The organism is Paenibacillus anseongensis (assembly GCF_009757995.1).
Lineage (GTDB): Bacteria > Bacillota > Bacilli > Paenibacillales > NBRC-103111 > Paenibacillus_E > Paenibacillus_E chondroitinus.
In genome coordinates this window covers 15808-30567 of the sequence record NZ_WSEM01000027.1, presented here as the reverse complement: position 1 = coordinate 30567, position 14760 = coordinate 15808, and the positions used below count along the sequence as shown (strand labels likewise).

Genomic DNA, 14760 nt, shown 5'->3' with positions numbered 1-14760 from the left:
GTGGAAGTGCAGCAATGCATGCAGCTGACGAATACTAATCGGTCGAGGGCTTAACCAAACCAGCTGACTAAGCAGCTAGTCGCTACGTCTAACGTAGATGACAAATTTTCTTTACGCAAGTTTCGTATCTAGTTTTCAAGGCGCAAATACGCTTTGACTGTTTGGTGATGATGGCGGAGGGGACCCACGCGTTCCCATCTCGAACACGACCGTTAAGCCCTCCAGCGTCGATGGTACTTGAACCGCAGGGTTCTGGGAGAGTAGAACGTTGCCAAGCAGTACCTTTTGCCCCAATACGGAGTTTCGTTTTGGGGAATTTTGGCCCGTTGGTCAAGTGGTTAAGACACCTCCCTTTCACGGAGGTAACAGGGGTTCGAGTCCCCTACGGGTCACCACAATTACCTGAACGCTTAGCTCAGCTGGGAGAGCATTACCTTGACAGGGTAAGGGTCGGCGGTTCGATCCCGTCAGCGTTCACCATTTAAAACAGCTAAACTTTTATAATGCGGAGCCGTGGTGTAGAGGCCTAACATGCCTGCCTGTCACGCAGGAGACCGCGGGTTCGAATCCCGTCGGCTCCGCCACTTAACCCTAGGGAATTCCGATTACTTTTCGGGGACCCCAGAGGCAACTTTGAATAGCATGGCTCGGTAGCTCAGTCGGTAGAGCAGAGGACTGAAAATCCTCGTGTCGGCGGTTCGATTCCGTCCCGAGCCACCATTTTTACAAACTTAATATGCCGTTGTAGCTCAACTGGTAGAGCAACTGACTTGTAATCAGTAGGTTGGGGGTTCAAGTCCTCTCGACGGCACCACATGCGCGCGTATGGCGGAATTGGCAGACGCACTAGACTTAGGATCTAGCGGGCGACCGTGGGGGTTCAAGTCCCTCTACGCGCATCACACAAGCAGGTAAGACCATTTTATGGTTTTACCTGCTTTTTCGTTGTAGTTTCCTCCCGTACGCAAACGAACGCTCATCCCCTGTTACATAAGCAGGAAATGAGCATTCTCACTTTATCCAATATGATAGAGGAACTAGAGGCCGCTATTTCAATGAAAATAGGCCTATTAACCAGATTGGCGGAACTACAGGCCACAATTTTTCCAATTGGGGCTACTGTATGTCTTATTTCACAGAAATAAGCACCTGTAGTTCCCCAACAGCACGCGAAGCCCCATTTTCTCCGAAATAGCGGCTCGCTGTTCCCTTAAATCCAATCGGAACATCAATCATTCGATGAATGTTTAGCCAATCGTTGAACAACCTGGTCCACCTTCTGTATATGCTGTGACATCCGACCTGCCGCGAGGGTTTCGTCCCCGGCAGCGATGGCATCGACGATGTCACGATGCTCCTGCAGAAGCTTCTCGGCGGATGCAAGCTCCGCGAAAAACCACAAACGACGAGAAGCCTTCATGCTCACCTGAAGCCTCTCCGTCAAAGACTCCATCATTCCGATCATGAGGGAATTATGAGAGGCTTTGGCGATTTCCAGGTGAAAGCGGATATCGGCTTGTTCACTAGCTTCCTCGTTGCCAAGGGAACGTTCCATCGACTGGAGAATGTCCCGAAGCTCCGCGATATTAGCTTCTGTCCGTCTACTTGCGGCCAGCGATGCGCAGCCTACCTCGATGAATCTCCGCACCTCCTGCACTTCTTGCAGGGAGTCTCCTTGATCGAAGAGGGTTGCGTTGTCCGCAGGCAGCGGATTGCTCACGAAGGTGCCGCCGCCATGCCTGATATCTACCCATCCGATTGCTTTCAACCCGCTCAGTGCTTCGCGAATGGTCGATCGGCCGACTTGGAAGCTCGCAGCAAGCTCAACGACAGTCGGCAGCTTCGAACCTGGCGCATAGGTTCCTGACTCAATTTGCATCTTAATTTGCCCCATTACGATTTCCGAGCCCTTTTGTGGCCGTATCTGCTGAAATGCCATGCCAATTCCCCCATAAAAGATCTATACATCTATTCAATCATAAGCTAAAATAGAAGGAAAGTCATCTGATCACATGATCAATTATCAATCGATTATCAATGATAGTCATGAATAGTCCCATGGGAGGCTGCTATGCTCGATAACCAAATTAGACAACAGCTGTTCAATATTGTAGGCGAAAAGTATTTTAAAGATGATATGGAATCGCTCGTTACCCACTCGTATGACGGAACACCGATGCTCCAGTCGCTGCCCGATGGCGTGATCTACCCCAAGGATACAGCGCAGGTGTCTGCGATTATGAAGGTGTTGAATGAGCATCGCATTCCGCTAGTCAGCAGGGGTTCAGGTACGAATCTTTGCGGCGGAACCGTGCCCGTTCAAGGTGGCATTGTCATGGTCATGCACCGAATGAACGCGATCCTCGACATTGATATGCAAAATCTGACGGCAACCGTACAGCCGGGGATTATCACGAAGCAATTCATTGAGCATATTGAAAGTCTGGGCTTATTTTATCCACCAGATCCAAGTTCAATGGCGATCTCTACGATTGGCGGCAACATTGCAGAGTGTTCCGGAGGCCTGCGCGGTTTAAAATACGGCACCACCAAAGACTATGTGATCGGATTAGAATGCGTACTGGCAAACGGTGAAATCATGCGTACAGGCGGTAAGCTGATGAAGGACGTGGCCGGCTATGATTTGACGAAGCTGCTGATCGGTTCAGAGGGGACGCTCGCAATCGTTACAGAAGCTACGCTCAAATTGATTCCGCCTCCAAAATATAAGAAAACGATGCTGGCCATGTACAAAGATCTATACGGCGCAGCTCGTACGGTCTCCAAAATTATTGAAAACCGAATCATTCCGGCTACCTTGGAATTCATGGATAATCCAACGATCCGTGTCGTAGACGATTTTGCGAAGCTAGGCCTACCGCTGGATATGGCAGCAATCCTCTTAATTGAGCAGGATGGCGAGATGGAGATGGTGGAACGCGACATTGCCCGTATCTCGGAAATTTGCCGTGAAGAACAAGCGGATGAAGTTAGCATTGCGAGCAATCAAGAGGAAGCGCTGAAGCTGTTAACAGCAAGAAGAAGCGCCTTCACGGCGCTCGCGCGTTTGCGTCCGACAACGATTCTGGAGGATGCGACGGTTCCACGCTCCAAAATCGCCGATATGGTGCTGGAGATTAACCGAATCGCCGAGAAGCATGGCGTGCAGATTTGTACGTTTGGGCATGCGGGAGACGGCAATCTTCACCCGACAGCTACAACGGATGCCAGGGATCATGATGAAATTCACCGTGTGGAGGCAGCTTTTGAAGAAATTTTTGAAGCGGCGATCCAGATGGGAGGAACGATTACAGGCGAGCACGGTGTTGGGCTGGTGAAGGCACCTTTCTTGGAATGGAAAGTAGGAAGCAGCGGCATTGCGATGATGAAAGGGATCAAAGATGTGTTCGACCCGCATCATCTACTAAATCCCGGCAAAATGTTTGCCAAAGAATCCAGACGCAGGGTGGTGATCGACCGTGGCTAAAGGGGCAACTCTCCAGGAAACGTTAATCCAGAAACTGGATTACAATCAATTGACGAACTGCATGCGCTGCGGCTTCTGCCTTCCCGTGTGTCCAACGTTTAAACAAACAGGCATCGAAGCCGAGTCCCCGCGCGGGCGTATTTCCTTGATGAAAGCAGCCGTGGATGGCGTTATGGAGCCGGGCATTTCCTTCGAGGATCAAATGAATCACTGCTTGGGCTGCCGCGCGTGTGAGCCGGCTTGTCCTGCGGATGTGAAATACGGACAATTGATTGAGCAGGCCCGCGATGCGGTTGAAACCCATACGAAGCAGCATAGATGGTGGGTACGCGGTGTGCGCAAGGTGGTCTTCAAAGAGCTGTTCCCATCACAACAAAAAATGCGGCTGCTAGGTTCAGGGATGCATTTTTATAAAAAATCAGGTCTGCAATCTGTTGTTCGAAAAACAGGCGTTGTCGGTTTATTTTCCAAACAGCTTTCGGATATGGAGAAAATTCTGCCTGATGCATCCGGCAAGGGGATTACGCAGCTTCTCGGCACCTTCATCCCGGCCAAAGGCGAGAAAATTGCTACCGTCGGTATGTTCAGAGGCTGTTTGATGGATGTGATGTTCACCCAAACGAATATCAAAACCGTCAAGCTGCTGTCCGAAGCAGGCTTTGACGTTGTCATTCCAGAGACGCAGAACTGCTGCGGCGCTCTACACGCGCATAGCGGCGAAAGCGACCAAGCCAAGATGCTGGCCAAAAATAACATCCGTGCTTTCCAGGAAGCCGGTGTGGACTATATTGTATCGAATGCCGGCGGGTGCGGCGCGATTCTAATCGAGTACGATCATTTGCTGCATGATGAGCCGGAATGGAAGGAATCCGCAGGTTGGTTCGCCGCGCGTGTGAAAGATATTTCAACGATTCTTGTGGAAAAAGGACGTCCGCTTCAATTCACTGACAGCCAAACTTCAGCTTCAACTCGGGTGACGTATCAAGATTCCTGCCATCTGCGCAATGTAATGAAAGGCAGCAATCCGTCCAGACAACTGTTGAAAGAAGTAGGCAACGTTACTTTTGTCGAAATGAAAGATGCGGGCTCTTGCTGTGGATCTGCCGGTATTTATAACGTAACGCAGCCGGAAATGGCGAATCAGATTTTGGAAGATAAAATGGTCAACGCCAACGCCACGGAAGCTAGATATTTGGTGACAAGCAACCCTGGCTGTCTGTTGCAAATGAAGCTCGGCATCGATAAACATGGGCAAAAAGGCCAGATGGAAGCCGTCCATATTGCGGACTTTTTATATGATCGTGTTGTAAAACATTAATGTTATTACTCAGCAGGCCGCTCTCATACGAGGGTGGCTTCTTTTTTGTCCATTCACGCCACTTCCCTTGCATTTTTTTGGTAAAATAGAAGGGTTAGAGTTAGACTAACGGAAAAGATGTCATTTGAACTTAATCTTCGTTGTTTACGTTAGTTGTAAGAGAGGGGTATCTACGTGAACATTTTAGTTACCGGAGGAGCCGGTTTTATTGGATCTCAAATTGTCGATGACCTGCTTCAGGAGGGGCATGACGTGCATATCTTTGATAATCTGACTACGGGGCGAATGGCGTATGTGAATGCAAAAGCTGTTTTCCATCATGGTGATTTACTGGATGGCAAAAGGCTTGCCGAGGTATTCGCTGCTTCCCGTCCGGAAGTTGTCATCCATCACGCAGCGCAAATCGATGTTCAGACATCGCTTATCGATCCTTTGTTGGATGCAAAAATCAACATCTTAGGGACAATTGACCTGCTGGAGCAGTGCCGAGAGCATGGTGTTCGGAAATTAACTTATGCTTCCTCTGCTGCGGTCTACGGGACTCCACAATATCTGAGCGTGGACGAAGCGCATCCGGTCAGGCCGCTATCCTTCTATGGTATTTCCAAGCATACGCCGGAACATTATATAGAAAGCTTTGCATTGCTATATGGGATGGACTATACCATCCTGCGGTATGCGAATGTTTACGGCATTAGGCAGGATCCTAAAGGAGAGGGCGGAGTCGTTGCCATTTTTATGGACAAGCTACTGGACGGCAAGCAGCCGATCATTTATGGCGATGGGGAGCAAACGCGGGATTTCATTTATGTCCAAGACGTCGTGAGCGCCAATAGGGCCGCCCTGTATAAAGGCAGCCGTGGCATTTACAATATTAGTTGCAACGAACAAACAAGTGTCAACGAGCTTCTAAAGGAAATGTGCTCGATCTGCGGAAGCAGCTTCAATCCAGCTTACAAGGCCGCGCGTACCGGTGATATCGTTCACAGCCGTTTAGACAATCGAGCAGCGCTTAACGATCTCGGGTGGAGTCCCATTTTTACGCTGAGAGACGGTTTGGGGGCGACATTTGCCTATTATAAAACGCAATATCAAGTATGAACGTTGCCATTAGTTCACTTTTTTCGGTTTATCGGATGCTCTTTCTTGCCGCTGCCGGTGTCATGCCCAACACTCTTTTGAACATGGCGTGAAAATGGGGGAGGCTCTCGAAGCCGCAGAGCTCCGCGATATGATGAATGTTGACATCACTTTCAGACAGCAGCTGTTTAGCGCGAATAATTCGCTTGGTTATGATGTAAGCCGTCACGTTCATCCCGATCAATTGTTTGAACACCCGGCTGAAATGAGCCGGCGAGACGGAAGCTTGTTTTGAAAGGGTTTGGAGCCCGATATCTTCGCAGAAATGCTCATCGATATAAAGCAGCACATCTCTCATCCAGACGGGAGCGACTAGGGGATCTCCTGTATTAAATGTATGGCTTGAGGCTACATCACGCTGTATAAAAAGCAGAAGCTGCAGCAGTTGGACATAGATTGCTTGCCGAAACCCAGGTCCCTCGTGCTTAAACTCGTGCTGGATGGACTCCAGATAATGCTCGAGATGCTGTCTTTGTGGAAGCAGCGTTTCCAGCCTATACTGGCGGAGATCTACGGCCTGCTCAAAGCTGTGCAAATAGGAGAACGATTCCCCGAATTGCGGTGCTTGAACGAAGCTTGAACTGAAATATACGGCGGTTGAGGTCACAGGGGTTTCTTTGTCCGGAGTCGCGCGATGAATGATGTTGCCGGGAATAAGAAAAATGTCTCCGGCTTTCATTTCGTAAAAGGTATGATCGATGAACATCGTGCCTTTGCCGCGGTACACATAAACAATTTCATACCAGTCGTGGAAATGGTCAGGGAGCTCGCTTTGCGAGCTTTTTGTGTTTTTATAGGCATAGGAGAACGGAAAAGTTTCATGGTTATCAAAAACTTTGTGAATAGGAGGCACGTCGTCTGCTCCTTTCCTTTCAGTTCCTCTCATGATATCAAAAAACCGTATAAATGTGCTAGAAATCATTATTTTATAGTTTAGAAATGCTGTTAAAATAAAAGAAAGCGATATCAAAATTGGATATGAAGAAGGAGAAGCGCCATGCGAATTGATGCCCACCAGCACTATTGGCGAATAGACCGCGGGGATTACGGATGGATTGGTCCTGAACTGCCGATCTTGTATCGGGATTATGGCCCAAGCGATTTAGCACCGCACCTGAGGGAGCATAACCTGACTGCTTCGATCGTTGTTCAAGCGGCGCAGACACTGGAAGAAACGGCTTATTTGCTGTCATTAAGCGATGAATCCGAGACCATTGCAGGCGTGGTAGGTTGGCTTGATCTCAACGATCCGGATTTCTTCCATCATTATCAACGTTTTTGCAAGCATCCCAAGTATGTGGGCTTTCGAGTCATGATTCAAGAAATGCCGGACGCGAACCGAATTTTGGAGCCTCATTTTATCGAGGCGCTGCGATATTTTGCCGAGCATGATGTACCGGTCGATTTACTTGTCGTGTCCCATCAATTAACGCCGGTTATTGAGCTGTTGGATCAGGTTCCCGGTTTACGTGCGGTTATCGATCATATCGCGAAGCCGCGGATTGCGGATGGCGTTCTGGAGCCTTGGAAAAGCCAGATGGCGGCTATTGCTAAGCATCCCAAAGTGTATTGCAAGCTTTCGGGTATGGTGACGGAAGCGGATCACAGCCATTGGAAGAAAGAAGATTTTACTGCGTATATCCAGCATGCTCTAGAGGTGTTCGGGATTGACCGTGTGATGTTCGGCAGCGACTGGCCTGTATGCTTGTTGGCGGCTAGCTACGAGGAAGTTGTCGATGTACTGACCCATTCGTTACCGGAAACCTGGACACAGCACGAGAATGACTGTCTATTTGGACTTAACGCAAAGGGGTTTTATAAGCTATGAAATATCGTAAATTAGGCAAAACAGGACTGGACGTCTCTGTCTTGAGTTTCGGCGCTTCCTCTCTCGGCTCTGTTTTCCGTGAAACGAATGAGGCAGAAAGCATCCGGACCGTTCATACGGCGGTTGATCTGGGTATCAATCTGATCGATGTGTCCCCGTATTATGGGTTAACCAAAGCGGAAACTGTACTGGGCAAAGCCATCGCACAAATGGACAGACAACGCTTTATTTTGACGACAAAGGCTGGTCGTTACGGGGATGCCGAGTTTGATTTTTCAAAGGAACGGATTATCCGAAGTGTAGATGAAAGCTTAAAACGGCTGCAAACGGATTATATCGATATTTTATATTTGCATGATATTGAATTCGCGGCTTTCGATGAGATTGTTGAAGAAGGCTTCCCAGCGTTGGATGCTTTGAAGCAATCGGGAAAAATCCGATATTTAGGCGTATCCGGACTACCGTTAACTGTATTTGAGAAATCGCTGGCTATTAAAGAGATGGACTCCGTATTGTCCTATTGTCATTATGCATTGAATGATACGTCTTTGTTGGATGTACTCCCATTGCTTGAGCAGCACCAGGTCGGATTGGTGAGTGCTTCACCGCTCTCCATGGGACTGCTGAGTACTAGACCTGCTGCAGATTGGCATCCGGCACCAGCGGATATTCGAAGAATCTGTAAGGAGGCGGCGGAATTTTGCGCGAGCAGAGGCATGGACATTGCCAAGTTGGCTGTGCAATATGCGACTGCGAATGAACGGATTCCAACCACCTTGGTCAGCACGGCGAGCCCTGAGAACATCAGCAAGAATATAGCATGGACCGATGAGCCGATGGATACCGGGCTGCTGCGAGAAGTTTTGGACATTTTAAAGCCGATTCACAATAAGTCATGGGTTAGCGGAAGAGCTGAATATAACGAGAAAACCTACGTATAGGGAGGGAACACAATGAAAGCGATCGTATGTGAACAGGTTGAACAGTTTAATTTTGTAGAGATGCAGGAGCCAGTAGTGAGAGCGGGGGAAGCCATCGTTCGTATTAAAAGAATCGGGATCTGCGGGACGGATTTGCACGCCTACAAGGGGAATCAGCCATTTTTCAGCTATCCGCGCGTATTGGGCCATGAACTTTCCGGGTATGTAGAGGAAATTGGTGAAGGTGTGACGGGATTGCAGGCCGGTGACCAAGTCAGTATCGTCCCCTATTTGCACTGCGGGACATGTATTGCTTGCCGCCATGGGAACACGAACTGCTGCACCGACATGAAAGTACTAGGCGTGCATACGGATGGAGGCATGAGAGAACTGATTTCCGTCCCTGCCAGCCATCTCATTAAAACCGACGGGCTCACGCTCGATGAAGCAGCAATGCTGGAGCCGCTTAGCATAGGTGCTCACGCTGTGCGGAGATCGGGGCTTCGCGCCGGTGAAACGGTGCTCGTCATTGGCGCAGGACCCATCGGACTTGGCGTCATGGTCCTGGCGAAGCAATTTGGCGCTAAGGTCATCGCCATGGATATCAATGACGAGCGCTTGGCGTTTTGCCGCAAGTGGGCAGGCGTCGATCATACCGTGAATGCGCTGCAGCAGCCGAAGGAGCAGCTCTCTGAGCTCACGAATGGCGATATGCCTACAATTGTCTTTGATGCGACAGGGAACGCATGTTCTATGACGGACGCCTTTGGACTTGTCGCGCATAGCGGCAAGCTCGTGTATGTTGGCCTCGTGAAGGCGGACATCACCTTCCATGATCCCGAGTTTCACAAACGGGAGCTGACATTGATGGGCAGCCGCAACGCGACGATGGAAGATTTCGATACCGTACGTGAAGCGATGCGTAATGGCGTCATCGACATCGAGAGTTATATCACACATCGTGCTGACTTCGAGGATATGATCGGACAGTTTGAGACTTGGCTCAAGCCGGAGTCCAAGGTGATTAAAGCGATCGTTTGTTTATAAGATGAGGTGCGCTCAACTGCTTGTATGCAGGTAGGCGCGCCTTTTGCTTTTATCCAGATAGAAAAGATCATGAGGATGACGTATAGACACCTTCTATAGCAAGTATCGAAACTATCGATTTTTTTAATGCTCTGAGTATCCTTATAATAGAGATATGCAGCAGCACAAAAGAAAGAGATGGAGGGAAAACTGTTGAAACAGACAACTGTTGGTATTGAAGAATTAAGCATCAACGCCATTCGCACCCTAACGATTGACGCTGTCGAGAAAGCCGCAATGGGTCATCCCGGCATGCCAATGGGTGCCGCTCCGATGGCCTATGCCCTATGGACCCAGCACCTCAAACATAATCCTGCCGATGCCAAATGGGTAGACCGCGACCGCTTCGTTCTTTCGGCGGGACACGGCTCCATGCTGTTATACAGCTTGCTACACTTGAGTGGCTATGGCTTGACATTAGATGATATCAAAGAATTCCGCCAATGGGGAAGCCTTACGCCAGGACATCCGGAATACGGTCACACGGTTGGTGTAGAAGCGACTACGGGGCCACTTGGTCAAGGTGTCGCGATGGCTGTTGGTATGGCGATGGCTGAAGCCCATCAAGCAGCCGTATATAACAAGCCTAACTTCCCGATTGTCGATCATTACACGTATGCCATTTGCGGTGACGGTGATCTGATGGAAGGTGTTTCCTCAGAGGCTGCATCCTTAGCAGGCCACTTAAAATTGGGTAAACTAATCGTGCTTTATGATTCTAACGATATTTCACTTGACGGTGAATTGAACATGTCGTTCTCCGAGAATGTTCGTACACGAATAGAATCTTATGGCTGGCAGTACTTGCGCGTGGAAGAGCAGAATAATGTTGAAGCGATTTCCGCGGCAATCGCAGAAGGTAAGGCAGATACCAGCCGCCCGACGCTGATTGAGATCAAAACAACCATCGGTTACGGGTCACCGAACAAAGCGGGCAAAGGCGGCCACGGCGGTACTCACGGCTCACCGCTTGGCAAAGATGAGCTGCTCCTGACGAAGCAGGCGCTGGGTTGGCCCCTGGAGCCGGATTTCTATGTGCCGGCTGAAGTGTACGAGCATTTCGCCCACTACAAAGCGTTGGGCGCGAAGGCTCAAAACAACTGGGAGCAGCTGTGGAACAGCTACCAGGCTGCTTATCCCGAGCTCGCCAAGCAATTCGAGCTCGCAAGCAGCGGCAGCCTTCCGGCGGATTGGAACGCCGATGTGCCGCGCTTTACACCGGAGAGCGGCGCGATCTCGACGCGCACGGCGTCCGGTAAAGTGCTCAACGGCCTGGCGAAGCGGGTTCCTCAGCTCGTTGGCGGTTCCGCCGATCTGGCGAGCTCCAACTTCACCATGCTGAACGACGACGCGGCATTCAGCGCCGCGAACTACAGCGGCCGCAACTTCTGGTTCGGCGTCCGGGAATTCGCCATGGGCGCAGCGCTGAACGGCATGCTGCTGCATGGCGGATTAAGAGCCTTCGGTGGCACGTTCCTCGTGTTCAGCGATTACTTGCGCGGCGCGATCCGCTTGTCCGCGCTGATGAAACTTCCTGTTGCGTACGTGTTCACGCACGACAGCATCGCCGTCGGTGAGGACGGCCCGACGCACCAACCGATCGAGCAGATCCCATCCTTGCGGATGATTCCGGATCTGACGTTGTTCCGTCCTGCGGACGCGAATGAGACGGCTGCAGCTTGGGAGTATGTCCTACAAGCGCAAGAAGGTCCTTTCGTCTTCGCGTTGTCCCGTCAGAACTTGCCGGTACTGCCAGGTACGGATCAACTTGCTTATGCTCATATTGGTCAAGGCGCTTACGTATTGGCTGAAGCTGCTCCTGGAGCTGTGCCTGATGTTCAGCTCATTGCAACAGGCTCCGAAGTTAGCTTAGCACTTGACGTGAAGAAACAGTTGGCGCAATATGGTATTGGAGCAAATGTCATTTCCATGCCAAGCCGTGAGCTGTTTGAGCAGCAATCTTTGGACGTGCAGCAGGCGGTTCTTCATCCGAATGTGAAAGCAAATGTCGTCATTGAGATGGCATATCCTGCTGGATGGGAAGAGATTACGGGTGGCGAAGGTTTTGTCGTGGGGATCCGGAAATTCGGAGCATCCGCGAAGGCAGACCGCGTAATTCGTGAATATGGTTTTAACGCAGAAGCAATCGTACAACAAATTAGACAGAAGTATTTCCAAGATTAACCCAAAACGGGAGAAAAGGTAGGGATACACTATGAAATTGTTTATCGACACAGCCAATGTAGAAGAAATTCGTAAAGCTCACGCGTTAGGTGTTGTTGCAGGGGTAACGACAAATCCTTCCCTTATTGCAAAAGAAGGCAGAGACTTTTTCGAAACGGTACAAGAAATCGTATCTATCGTAGGCGATGTTCCAATTAGCGCGGAAGTTGTTTCCTTGAAAGCAGACGAAATGGTCGAGCAAGGTAAAAAGCTGGCTAAGATTAGCCCGAACATTGTCATCAAGCTGCCAATGACGCTTGATGGTCTTCAAGCGACTAGTGCTTTCAGAGCTTTAGGCATTCCGACGAATGTGACGTTGATCTTCTCTTCGACGCAAGCCTTGTTAGCCGCTCGTGCAGGTGCAACCTTCGTATCTCCATTTATCGGACGTTTGGATGATATTAACCAAGTCGGGATGAACCTAATTAAGGAAATCAGCCAAATTTTCCAAGTGCATAACATTAAATCCGAAATTATCGCTGCCAGCGTTCGTCACTCCGCACACGTGATTGAAGCTGCGCTTGCAGGGTCACATATCGCAACAGTGCCTTACAAAGTCATCGAGTCCATGAGCAAACATCCGCTTACTGATGCGGGTATTGAGAAGTTCTTGGCCGACTGGGAAGGCGCAAACCAAAAAACGTTCTAATAGCCCTAGAGTAGAAAGATTCGCTTTGTATAAAGCGAGTCTTTTTTCTTCTTATAGGCTATAGTATTTATAGGCATTCTACTCTATTTCAGGTTATAGAAAAGGAGAGTTCAAATGATTATTAGCGATTTGAAACATTTCGAACAAGAGCGTCATTTGTGGCCCGCGGCGATCGGGCGGGGGATCGATTACATTTTGAACCGTAATCTTGGCGAAGCGGAGGCTGGCAGATACGATTTGGAAGGGGACAACGGCCATTTGATGTTTGCTAATGTGCAGGAAGTTGTCACCCGTCCTGCTGAGGAACAACTGCCGGAATCTCACGTTGTTTACACGGATATTCAGTTCCTTGTCAGCGGCGAAGAGAAGCTTTGTTTCTATAAAGTGCATCCGGATGCCAAAATCATCGATAACAAATTCGATACGCATGACGTCGCTTTTTATGAAACGGATCCTGCTCAGCTGGAGACAGGCATATTGTTGACGCCAGGCATGTTCGCAGTATGTTTCCCTTCGGATATTCACCGTCCGAACTGCTTGATCACGGAGGCTAGTGCTAACAAGAAAATCGTTGTGAAAGTACATAAAGATTTGCTGCAGCTTTAAAATATAGCAAAGAGACTATCCCGTAAGGTCCGCGATGACCTGGGATAGTCTCTTTCGTATACTAAGCCTTAGCCGGAATCATTCTAGCTTGTCTCCATTTACCGAGCTGATAGTAAATCACATTCAGAGTCATAGCGACAGTGAAGCTGACGGGGAAACTCCACCAAATCACGTCAAAGCCGTATTTGTGGGAGAGCACCGTGGCGAGTGGGATTCGCACCAGCAGCAGTGCGATGAACGCCACTACGAGCGGGAATACCACCGAGCCAGCAGAACGAACGACGCCTGCCACGACATTAAATACACCGAAAATAATAAACGACCACAGTGTTAAATTATTGATGTGAACCCCGAGCGCAATCGCGGACCCTTCCGGCGGAAGAAACAACGAGACGACTTCTCGGTTGAACAACGTCAGCACAACGACGATTAGGCCCGTCATCAAAATGTTGACGGCTACACCGGTCCACGTAATCCGGTTCACTCGGCCCCATAAGCCTGCGCCGATGTTCTGTGCGGCCATGGAGGTAACGGCTCCGCCGATCGCCATGGCCGGCATTTGCACATAACTGGAGATTTGCATGGCGACTCCAAAAGCAGCCGTCGATTCAGATCCATACGAATTTACGAGATGAACGAGCAACAGATTGCTGATAGAAACGACGACCATGTTTAATCCCATAGGCACCCCTTTTTGAATCAAAGTGCGAATGATCGTCCAGTTGATGCGCAGGAGCGGGAGATCTTCTTTGGTAATCCGCAGAAAATATTTTTTTCGATACAAATATACAATGAGCAGCACGAAGCTGATCAATTGCGCAATAAAGGTGGCAACCGCTGAGCCGGCAATGCCCATTTTCGGAAAAGGCCCGATCCCGTCAATTAAGAGTGGATTCAGGATGACATCCAATATCGCGGATAAAAGCAAGAAATAGAACGGCGTTTTGGCATCACCAGAGCCGCGTAATATGGCCATGATCAGGTTGAATCCAAACATAAACGGAACGCCGGCAAACAAAATCCGTGTATAGACAACCGCGAGGTCCTTCACATCCGGCGGTGTATTCATCCAAGTTAGAATGGTTGAGGAGAATAGTAGTCCGAACGCGGCAACAAGAATAGAAAGAATAAAAAAGAAAACGGTGCTGGTGCCGACTACTTTTTTTGCTTCGTGCGTTTTTTTCGCACCGAGATTTTGACCGATTAAAATAACGGCAGCCATCGCAAACCCGAAGATCGAGCTGATTAAAAAGAACATAATGATGTTGGCATTCGATGTCGCCGCAAGGCCGCCTTCACCGAGATATTTGCCGATCCATACGGCATTGATTGAGCCGTTAAGTGTCTGAAGCACGTTGCCTAATAGAATCGGTAATGAAAACAAAATTAACGTTTTGGCAATGGGGCCTTCTGTTAAGGAAGGTCGTGCTTTTGCTGGGGTGTCCCCGTTTCCACGCATGATAGCCTCCTGATCTTTCTGACTTATTTATTATGTAATTCTTG

The 14760-nt window shown here is 49.4% G+C and carries 12 protein-coding genes, 6 tRNA genes and 1 rRNA gene; 16 read left to right on the top strand and 3 right to left on the bottom strand.

The window, feature by feature from the left end; translation table 11 throughout:
* Nucleotides 1-160: 160 nt before the first annotated feature.
* The 7 genes from rrf (at nt 161) to GON05_RS28115 (ending at nt 899) form a co-directional block, all read left to right on the top strand.
* Nucleotides 161-277 (top strand): 5S ribosomal RNA (gene rrf / locus GON05_RS28145).
* 43 nt (nt 278-320) lie between these two features.
* Nucleotides 321-395 (top strand) — tRNA-Glu (locus GON05_RS28140).
* A gap of 9 nt (nt 396-404) precedes the next feature.
* A tRNA-Val gene (locus tag GON05_RS28135) sits at nt 405-480 on the top strand.
* Between the two features lie 27 nt (nt 481-507).
* Nucleotides 508-584 (top strand) — tRNA-Asp (locus tag GON05_RS28130).
* Nucleotides 585-644: 60 nt separating this feature from the next.
* Nucleotides 645-720 (top strand) — tRNA-Phe (locus tag GON05_RS28125).
* Nucleotides 721-738: 18 nt separating this feature from the next.
* Nucleotides 739-814 (top strand) — tRNA-Thr (locus GON05_RS28120).
* Nucleotides 815-819: 5 nt separating this feature from the next.
* Nucleotides 820-899, top strand: a tRNA-Leu gene (locus GON05_RS28115).
* A gap of 329 nt (nt 900-1228) precedes the next feature.
* Here the strand turns inward: GON05_RS28115 and GON05_RS28110 are convergent.
* Nucleotides 1229-1939 carry a FadR/GntR family transcriptional regulator gene (locus tag GON05_RS28110; RefSeq protein ID WP_157323878.1) on the bottom strand — a complete coding sequence of 237 codons (711 nt, stop codon included), beginning with the start codon at nt 1937-1939 and terminating at the stop codon, nt 1229-1231.
* 132 nt (nt 1940-2071) lie between these two features.
* Between GON05_RS28110 and GON05_RS28105 the strand changes: the two genes are divergently transcribed.
* The 3 genes from GON05_RS28105 to GON05_RS28095 all read left to right on the top strand — a co-directional run bounded on the left by GON05_RS28105 (nt 2072) and on the right by GON05_RS28095 (nt 5906).
* On the top strand, nt 2072-3487 hold the full coding sequence (locus tag GON05_RS28105; protein ID WP_157323877.1) for an FAD-linked oxidase C-terminal domain-containing protein: 1416 nt from the start codon (nt 2072-2074) through the stop codon (nt 3485-3487).
* Between the two features lie 61 nt (nt 3488-3548).
* Nucleotides 3549-4805: a (Fe-S)-binding protein gene (locus GON05_RS28100; protein ID WP_157323887.1), complete on the top strand. Its 1257-nt coding sequence runs from the start codon at nt 3549-3551 to the stop codon at nt 4803-4805.
* A 174-nt stretch (nt 4806-4979) separates the two neighbouring features.
* A complete protein-coding gene (locus GON05_RS28095; RefSeq protein ID WP_181646593.1) occupies nt 4980-5906 on the top strand; it encodes an NAD-dependent epimerase/dehydratase family protein in 927 nt (308 codons plus the stop codon).
* A 28-nt stretch (nt 5907-5934) separates the two neighbouring features.
* On the opposite strand, the gene GON05_RS28090 is transcribed toward GON05_RS28095, so the two are convergent.
* Nucleotides 5935-6798 (bottom strand): AraC family transcriptional regulator, encoded by an 864-nt coding sequence (locus GON05_RS28090; RefSeq protein WP_181646592.1) that lies wholly within the window; start codon nt 6796-6798, stop codon nt 5935-5937.
* A 144-nt stretch (nt 6799-6942) separates the two neighbouring features.
* Here GON05_RS28090 and GON05_RS28085 point away from each other — a divergent pair, with 144 nt between their 5' ends.
* The 6 genes from GON05_RS28085 to GON05_RS28060 all read left to right on the top strand — a co-directional run bounded on the left by GON05_RS28085 (nt 6943) and on the right by GON05_RS28060 (nt 13257).
* Nucleotides 6943-7773, top strand: a complete 831-nt coding sequence (locus GON05_RS28085) for an amidohydrolase family protein (RefSeq protein ID WP_157323873.1) — start codon at nt 6943-6945, stop codon at nt 7771-7773.
* Entirely contained in the window at nt 7770-8714 is a 945-nt protein-coding gene (locus GON05_RS28080) for an aldo/keto reductase (protein WP_157323871.1), read from the top strand. The genes GON05_RS28085 and GON05_RS28080 overlap by 4 nt, the downstream gene beginning before the upstream one ends.
* Before the next feature lie 12 nt (nt 8715-8726).
* Entirely contained in the window at nt 8727-9740 is a 1014-nt protein-coding gene (locus tag GON05_RS28075) for a zinc-binding alcohol dehydrogenase family protein (protein WP_157323869.1), read from the top strand.
* Nucleotides 9741-9932: 192 nt separating this feature from the next.
* Nucleotides 9933-11963 carry a transketolase gene (gene tkt, locus GON05_RS28070; protein ID WP_246239527.1) on the top strand — a complete coding sequence of 677 codons (2031 nt, stop codon included), beginning with the start codon at nt 9933-9935 and terminating at the stop codon, nt 11961-11963.
* 31 nt (nt 11964-11994) lie between these two features.
* Nucleotides 11995-12651, top strand: coding sequence for a fructose-6-phosphate aldolase (gene fsa / locus GON05_RS28065; RefSeq protein WP_127458268.1), 657 nt, complete (start codon nt 11995-11997; stop codon nt 12649-12651).
* A 114-nt stretch (nt 12652-12765) separates the two neighbouring features.
* Nucleotides 12766-13257, top strand: a complete 492-nt coding sequence (locus tag GON05_RS28060; RefSeq protein WP_157323865.1) for a NanQ anomerase/TabA/YiaL family protein — start codon at nt 12766-12768, stop codon at nt 13255-13257.
* 61 nt (nt 13258-13318) lie between these two features.
* Here the strand turns inward: GON05_RS28060 and GON05_RS28055 are convergent, their stop codons facing one another.
* Complete coding sequence (locus GON05_RS28055; RefSeq protein WP_157323863.1) at nt 13319-14716, bottom strand: MATE family efflux transporter; 1398 nt, start codon at nt 14714-14716, stop codon at nt 13319-13321.
* Nucleotides 14717-14760: the final 44 nt, after the last annotated feature.